Annotated in this window: 8 protein-coding genes and 1 tRNA gene; 4 read left to right on the top strand and 5 right to left on the bottom strand. The window is 50.8% G+C overall.

The window, feature by feature from the left end; translation table 11 throughout:
• Positions 1–264 precede the first annotated feature (264 nt).
• The gene (locus tag WC488_04055) at positions 265–1,146 is read right to left on the bottom strand and encodes a bifunctional methionine sulfoxide reductase B/A protein (protein MFA5077572.1); all 882 of its coding nucleotides are present in this window, start codon (positions 1,144–1,146) and stop codon (positions 265–267) included.
• 300 nt (positions 1,147–1,446) lie between these two features.
• Entirely contained in the window at positions 1,447–2,016 is a 570-nt protein-coding gene (locus WC488_04050; GenBank protein MFA5077571.1) for a DUF4256 domain-containing protein, read from the bottom strand.
• A gap of 179 nt (positions 2,017–2,195) precedes the next feature.
• Between WC488_04050 and WC488_04045 the strand changes: the two genes are divergently transcribed.
• On the top strand, positions 2,196–2,477 hold the full coding sequence (locus WC488_04045) for a GNAT family N-acetyltransferase (GenBank protein MFA5077570.1): 282 nt from the start codon (positions 2,196–2,198) through the stop codon (positions 2,475–2,477).
• A 34-nt stretch (positions 2,478–2,511) separates the two neighbouring features.
• Here WC488_04045 and WC488_04040 read toward each other — a convergent pair whose 3' ends face one another.
• The 3 genes from WC488_04040 to WC488_04030 form a co-directional block, all read right to left on the bottom strand.
• Positions 2,512–3,099, bottom strand: coding sequence for a Fic family protein (locus WC488_04040; protein ID MFA5077569.1), 588 nt, complete (start codon positions 3,097–3,099; stop codon positions 2,512–2,514).
• 8 nt (positions 3,100–3,107) lie between these two features.
• Complete coding sequence (locus WC488_04035; GenBank protein MFA5077568.1) at positions 3,108–3,257, bottom strand: hypothetical protein; 150 nt, start codon at positions 3,255–3,257, stop codon at positions 3,108–3,110.
• A 52-nt stretch (positions 3,258–3,309) separates the two neighbouring features.
• Positions 3,310–3,451 (bottom strand) — tRNA-Pro (locus WC488_04030).
• Between the two features lie 110 nt (positions 3,452–3,561).
• Between WC488_04030 and WC488_04025 the strand changes: the two genes are divergently transcribed.
• From WC488_04025 to WC488_04015, 3 genes are read left to right on the top strand one after another with little or no spacing between them, the layout of a single operon-like run.
• A complete protein-coding gene (locus WC488_04025) occupies positions 3,562–4,395 on the top strand; it encodes a DMT family transporter (GenBank protein MFA5077567.1) in 834 nt (277 codons plus the stop codon).
• Between the two features lie 56 nt (positions 4,396–4,451).
• The gene (gene gltX, locus WC488_04020) at positions 4,452–6,128 is read left to right on the top strand and encodes a glutamate--tRNA ligase (GenBank protein MFA5077566.1); all 1,677 of its coding nucleotides are present in this window, start codon (positions 4,452–4,454) and stop codon (positions 6,126–6,128) included.
• Positions 6,129–6,186: 58 nt separating this feature from the next.
• Positions 6,187–6,903, top strand: a complete 717-nt coding sequence (locus WC488_04015; GenBank protein ID MFA5077565.1) for a DEAD/DEAH box helicase — start codon at positions 6,187–6,189, stop codon at positions 6,901–6,903.
• Positions 6,904–6,935 lie beyond the last annotated feature (32 nt).

Here is a 6,935-nt window from a genome sequence, read left to right as displayed (position 1 = left end):
AATAACGCTTGCCGGATTGTTCCTCGGGCTCGCAGGCATCCTGCTCGCGGTGCTCGGCCATTGAATGCAGAAAGCCGTGCGGACTGACTAACTTTGATTGAGCGAAGCGGGAAATCCTCATTGTTCCGGACTAAAAGCACGGCTTCAGCCGTGGGTTATTCACTCCGAAGCCGAAATGGCGCGAGCCAAAGAAATTTTCAGCAGATTCAGCTGCACAACTTCGGCTGTACTCCATAAAAAAATATCTTTGATGCTTGCAGAGAGCTATGGGAACAACCGCAGCTTCTCCCGGACTTTGTTCAATTTGGGCGCGATTACGAGCGCACAGTAGGGATTGTGTGGGTTCTTATGGAAATAATCCTTATGGTAGTCTTCTGCAGGATAGAAAGTTGTAAGTTTTTTAACTTCGGTGACAATGGGTTGTGTATACGTGCCCTTTATTTTATTGACGAACTTATCGACTGCTTTCTTTTGCTGGAGCGTAGAATAAAGTATTATCGAATGGTATTGCGTACCAATGTCAGAACCTTGTTTGTTCAGCGACGTCGGGTCGTGCATTGTAAAAAAACTATCAAGCAATTTTTCTATAGAAACGCTCTTTTTATTATAGGTGATACGTAACACTTCGGCATGGCCAGTTTTACCCGTGCAGACTTGTTCGTAGGTTGGATTGGCTGTCGTGCCACCTGCATATCCAGGCGTCAGCGAAATAACGCCTTTCACCATGGAAAAAACAGCTTCAGTACACCAGAAACAGCCTGCGCCGACCACTATTTGTTCGAATTTCATTTTTCCTTCTGGAATGAATTTCATTGATAAAGAATTGACACAATAACGGGTGTTCTTTGAAGTGAGTTTTTCCCCTTCAAAAACATGGCCAAGATGGCCGCCACAGGTGCTGCACAGTATTTCTGTTCGTGCTCCGTCTGCATCGCGCAGTCTTTTTACTGCGCCTGGGATTGCATCATCAAAACTAGGCCAGCCGCAATCTGATTTGAACTTGTCGGCTGAACGATAGAGTAGCGCGCCGCAACGCCTGCATACATAGACCCCTACCTTGAAAAAATCGTTGTACTCTCCACTAAATGGGGATTCGGTACCTTTTCCTATGATTACGTTTTCCTCTTTTTTTGTGAGTTTTTTCATCTTTGTCACCAGTAGTTATTGAAAGTGAAGTCAATACTTTAATTTCTACCGACTCGAAATCGTGTAATAAATTGGCACCTCATTTCCTAAGGAAATGCACTGTGTGTCTTTGAACCTCGTAGCTCAGGCTAAGCTGTGCGAGCCTAGCGTGCGGACTGATACACTTTCGTCTGCCTGACCGACCGTAAATTTCAGCATAAATTTGCGGGAATTCGGGCAGCAGCCCGAATCCAACCTATGAAGTTGGTCGAACTGTAGCCTATTTGATGAAAAAACAGGAGCAAAATTCAAAGTCCAAATTTAGACCCTTAGCGAGCCGCGAAATCCCCTAACGCCATAGTAAGATTCTGCACCATTGTGATACACGAAGACATTGCCGTAACGGCGATCACAAAAGAGTGCGCCGCCCAGTTTTCTAATCTCGGCAGGTGTCTTCACCCAACTCGATGTTTTCGTATCGAAATTTCCAAGTTTCTGCAGCTCCCGGTATTGCTCTTCCGTCAAAATCTCGATGCCCATGGCCGCTGCCATGTCAATGGCGCTATCTTTTGGCTTATGTTCTTTCCTTGCCTCTAACGCTTCGCGGTCGTAACAGACGTTTCTGCGGCCTTTGGGGCTTTCCTCTGAACAATCGCAAAAAATGTATTCGCCCGTCTTTTTATCATGGCCAACAACATCCGGTTCGCCGCCAGTCCTTTCCATTTCGTTGAGCGACCGCAGTTTTTCAGCATTGGCTCCTAGCTTTGCATGTACTCCGGCCCATTCAAGGCCTTTATGGCGATTCGTGTTTTCCTCAAAACGGGCTTTCAATGCACTGAGCAGTTCTTCACGTTGTTTAGGTGTCATCTCCTTTTTATCGCTCTTTGCCATAATATGATTTTAACACAAACCTCTATATAAAAATTTCTATTATATTGCCAAGACGCTAACCCAACAGTCCAGAATTCACTATTTGCTGTGCCACTTTAGGCTTCATTTATCCATGTCGCGTATGACGCCCGTGAACTCCTTCCTTTTCTCGGTTAGCGAGTAATTTACCTTGCAGAACTTTGAAAGAGCTGGATTTGCCAGATGCCAAATTGCACAAGCCACGTGGCGAGGTTTATTATCTTAGAAGCGTTGCAGTGATGAAAGAGCACCAAGGAACGGGATTTGGAAAATCATTAATTCGGAAGCAATTGGAAAATGCACGTATCCTTGGAAAAAAATATTTTAGATTCACTGCATCTAAGAATGTTGAAGGGGTCTATCTCAAACTGGGTTTTCGAAAAATAAGCGATTATGCTGAATTTCACGGCACAAAGCAGGCACCCTGGGAGACCTTGGTCTGAAGACCAAATGAGTTCGAGCCATGCGCGCCCCCGCTTAGTTCTCCACTACGAGTTCCTTGAGGAATTTGCGCAAATATTGGCGTATGTGGTCCTCGGTTATCCTGTTCTTGCTCCTCACCCTTATCCCGTTTCCAGTGAGGAATTCGTACAGCTCCCGGGTTCTCCTCTGATCATTCCATGCCGCGAGGAGCTCCATCTGCTTCGCCCTTTCCATCTGCGCGCCGAGGTCGAAATTCCCCGCGCTCGGCAGGAACGCGTATCTCTTCCCCGTATTCCTGTTCACGTAATCCAAATTCATGATGAGAAAGAAGAACGCGCTTATGAGCGCGGTCCTCTTGTTCCCGTCAGTGAAGGGGTGCTCGCACATTATCCTGAACGCAAGCTCCTCTGAAACCGAAAGCGCGTTCTCGAGCGGGCCTTTCACGTATCTCTTGCCCTGGAGCCTGCTCTCCAACATGGTGAGTATGCCCTCGTACCTGAGCCCGTAGTGCATCACGTCCGTGTTCGCGAATTCGCGCGTGTACTCAGTGAGCATCCTGTAGAGCTCCATCAGGCTCTGTTTGGTCGGGAGGATGAGCCCTTCGTTGGTCTTGAAAACCTGAACCCCGTTGCTGCCCAGCATGCGAACCCCTACTTTTTCGCGAGATACCTTATCATCTCGCGGTTCTTGTCCAGCAGCATCTTCACGCGTTCCTGAAACTCGCCATTAGAAATCTGGACGCTGGTAACCTGCACGGTTATCTTAACAGTGCGGACTTTCCCTGTTTTTTCCCCGCTCATAATGTGGTTTCGCAAAACCCGTTTATAAATAAGACTGGGAAGATAAAAATTTTGGGACCGGCCGGATTTTCAGGGTTTACGGTTTTCCGTCTCCAGTTTCCCGCACGAAACTGGGAACTCCGAACCGAAAACTGCTTTGAACCGGCATAACAAACTCCCGAAGCTTGCAGCATACCAGGTTGGCTCACGATCCCGAAACTAGAAGTCGCTAACCTATATGGGCATCAAACGATTTTAAAATGTGATGTGGGGCATGCGGCCGCAGGCTGGCCGGATTTTTAACTCCTGCGGTGAAAGGACATGCATGAATGACAAAAAGGACGTAGCCTTGCTGCTGGGTGCGGCGCTGATGTGGGGGCTCTCCTTTCCAGCAGTAAAATACGCGCTTTCAGCCTACGAGACGTTTCCGATAATGGCGTTCAGGTTCACAATCGCATCGTTGGTTCTCGCGCTGCCGGTTTTTCTAGCGCGGCGCCGGCTAACCAAAAAGGAAATCACGCTTGGAGTTGCCGCGGGCGCGATACTTTTCTTCAGCTTCGCGACCCAAACCTACGGCCAGATACCGATTTCCCCTGCGACAAGCGCGTTCATAACCGGCCTGTACATAGTCTTTGTTCCGGTCGGAGCGGCGCTCCTGAAAAGGAAGACCCCGGGCCTGAAAATCGCTGCCTGCGTCCTGCTCTCTCTGCTCGGCCTCTGGCTGCTCACCGGCGCCTCCTTCTCGCTCGGCATCGGGGAAATGCTCACGCTCCTGTGCGCGGTTGGTTTCGCGGCGCACATACTCCTGCTCTCCAGAAGCTCGGAATGCGACTCAAATTCTTTCGTGCTTGTGCAGATGCTCACAGCCGCAGTATTGAGCTGGATTGCGCTCCCATTCGCAGGCGGGCTTCCAACAACTTACTCTCTTGAGCCCCTTCTCGCCGTACTCTATTTGGGGATTTTCGCCTCCGCGCTCGCATACTGGGCGCAAACCACGGCGCAGAAAAACGTCGCACCTTCCAACACAGCGCTCATATTCATATGCGAGCCGGTTTTCGCAGCCATAACGAGCGTAATCCTCTTCAATGAATATCTGTCCTCCGTACAGTTAGTGGGCGGAGGGCTCATACTCTTCGCGATGTATCTTTCCCAGAGATGAATGATTTTTCATCATCGTTTTTTAATCTTCCCAGGCTTACATCCTAAGGCATCATTATGTCGCTCACGGAAACCATAAGGAAGCACGCGCTCAAAAACGCATTTGATTTCGGCAAGCCCAATCCAGGGGCCATAGCAGGGAAAGTGATTGCCGAGTTCCCGGACGCGAAAAAAGACATGAAGGAGACCATGCGCCTCATAGGCGAAGCGGTCTCGGAAGTGGGCAAGCTCAGGAAAGACGAAATAGAGCACAAGCTCAAGAGCTACGCTTTCGCAGAAAAAAAGCAGGAGGAAAAGAAGCTTGCGCTCCCGAATGCCGAATACGGGAAAGTGGTTACGCGCTTCCCCCCTGAGCCCTCTGGCTACCCGCACATAGGCCACGCGAAAGCCGCGTTCCTCGACTATGGCTGTGCGAAGGAGTACGGAGGCAAGATGATTCTGCGCTTCGACGACACGAATCCGGAGAAAGAGAGCCAGGAATACGTAGATGCGATAAAGGAGGGGCTCAGGTGGCTCGGAATAGAGTGGGATTCAGAATCCTACACATCGGACAGCATGCCCCTTTTTTACGAATATGCGGAAAAGCTGATAGAGAAAGAAGCGGTTTACGTGTGCACCTGCGCCCAGGAGCAGATAAGCGAAGGCAGGAGCACTGGGAAGCCGTGCGCGTGCAAGTCCCTCGGAAAGGAGGAGGCGCTCGCACGATGGAAAAAAATGCACGCCGATTACAAACCAGGGGACGCAATCCTGCGCCTCAAATCCGACCTCCAAGCCCAGAACACGGTGATGCGCGACCCGAGCCTTTTCAGAATAATTGATTCCGAGCATTACCGCCAGGGGAAAAACTACCGCGTGTGGCCCACGTACGATTTCGAAGCGCCGATAATGGATTCAGCGGAAGGAATTACGCACGCGATGCGCACCAAGGAATACGAGCTGCGCGATGAGCTTTACTTCCTGCTCCTGAAGCTTTTCGGGATAAGGAACCCTGAGCTCGTTGAGTTCTCGCGCCTTTCCATAAAGAACGCGCCCATAAGCAAGCGCTTCATCACGCCCCTGGTGAAAGAGGGAAAAGTCGCAGGATGGGACGATCCTAGACTACCGACGCTGAAAGGGCTCGCGAGAAGGGGAATCCTTCCGGAAGCGATAAGGAATTTCGTGCTTTCCTTCGGCCTCTCCAAAGTGGAAAGCGAGCCGGGCTGGGACAGATTGCTTTCGGAAAACCGCAAGCTCCTGGAGCCGCGCGCCTCCCATCTCTTTTTCGTCCCGGACCCGATAAAAATCCACCTCCTGAACGCGCAGCCGCGCGAGCTTGAGCTGAAGGGCCACCCTAATGAGAATATAGGCACCAGGCCCATGAAGGTTTCGGATTTCGTGTACATCCCCCGCGAGGATTTCGAGAAAATCAAAGAGGGCGAAACGTTCAGGCTCAAGGATTTGTGCAACGTGAAGCTGATTTCAAAAAAGAATTTCGAGGTGGAATCCGCGCCAGACGGGATGGTGGAGAAGAAAATCCAGTGGGTTTCGGATTACATTCCGGCGGAAGTGCTCAGGCCCCACGACCTTCTCGTGGAGGGAATGTACAACGAGCGGAGCCTGGAGAAAATCTACGGGTACGCGGAGAAAAACGCCGCGAACCTAAAGCCAGGCCACATGGTGCAGTTCGAGCGTTTCGGTTTTTGCAGGCTGGACGCAAACAAAGACGGAAAACAAGTGTACATCTACTCCTGCTGACCTCCCGCTGTCCACGCTGCAGGCCGGGTTTTTAACCTCTTCCGCGCATTTTTGATTCATGCTCGACGAGTTCAGCCCGATTGTTTTCCGCCAGAAAGCCGCGACTCCGGAATATTCAGAAATCCCCCTGGGCGAAGTCGCGAAAGCCGTTTTCTCCTCGCGCGGAATAGACAAGCTGTACAGGCACCAGGCAGAGGGAATCGCGCTCGCGCGCGAAGGAAAAAGCATAGTTGTTGTTGCGCCAACAGCGAGCGGAAAAAGCGAAATCTACATGAACGAGGCGATAGAGCGCGCCCTCAGGGGCGAGAACACGCTCATAATATACCCCACAAAGGCGCTCGCGCGCGACCAGATGAAGCGCTTCGAGCCCCTTGCGCTCTACGGCATAACCGCAGAAATATACGATGGGGACACCCCTGACTCCAAAAGGGAGAAGATGCGCAAGAACCCGCCGAAAATAATGATAACGAATTTCGACATGCTCCACTTCATCCTGCTCAACAGCGCTAAATTCGATTCCTTCTTCTCAAAACTCTCTCTCATAGTGGTTGACGAACTCCACACCTATTCCGGAGTTTTCGGAGGCCACGCAGGGAACATAATCTGGCGCCTCAAGCGCATACTCGCCAAAAAGCATTCCAGGAAGCCGCAGTTCATCTGCACTTCAGCGACAATAGCGAACGCAAAATCATTCGCCCAGCTGCTTTTCGGTGAGGATTTCACAGAGGTCAGCGGGGGCGGCGCCCCTGCCGGGAATTCGAGCACATGCTCATAGCCCCTCTTGGGGAAAGCTACACTACTGCTTCC

This window comes from Candidatus Micrarchaeia archaeon (assembly GCA_041650355.1).
GTDB lineage: Archaea > Micrarchaeota > Micrarchaeia > Anstonellales > Bilamarchaeaceae > JAHJBR01.
This window is presented reverse-complemented; position numbering and strand designations above follow the sequence as displayed.

Coding starts and splice junctions, on each gene's coding strand:
- WC488_04050 (MFA5077571.1), bottom strand. CDS start 2,016: ATGGCAAAGAGCGATAAAAAGGAGATGACACCTAAACAACGTGAAGAA.
- gltX (MFA5077566.1), top strand. CDS start 4,452: ATGTCGCTCACGGAAACCATAAGGAAGCACGCGCTCAAAAACGCATTT.
- WC488_04040 (MFA5077569.1), bottom strand. CDS start 3,099: ATGCTGGGCAGCAACGGGGTTCAGGTTTTCAAGACCAACGAAGGGCTC.
- WC488_04015 (MFA5077565.1), top strand. CDS start 6,187: ATGCTCGACGAGTTCAGCCCGATTGTTTTCCGCCAGAAAGCCGCGACT.
- WC488_04025 (MFA5077567.1), top strand. CDS start 3,562: ATGAATGACAAAAAGGACGTAGCCTTGCTGCTGGGTGCGGCGCTGATG.
- WC488_04035 (MFA5077568.1), bottom strand. CDS start 3,257: ATGAGCGGGGAAAAAACAGGGAAAGTCCGCACTGTTAAGATAACCGTG.
- WC488_04055 (MFA5077572.1), bottom strand. CDS start 1,146: ATGAAAAAACTCACAAAAAAAGAGGAAAACGTAATCATAGGAAAAGGT.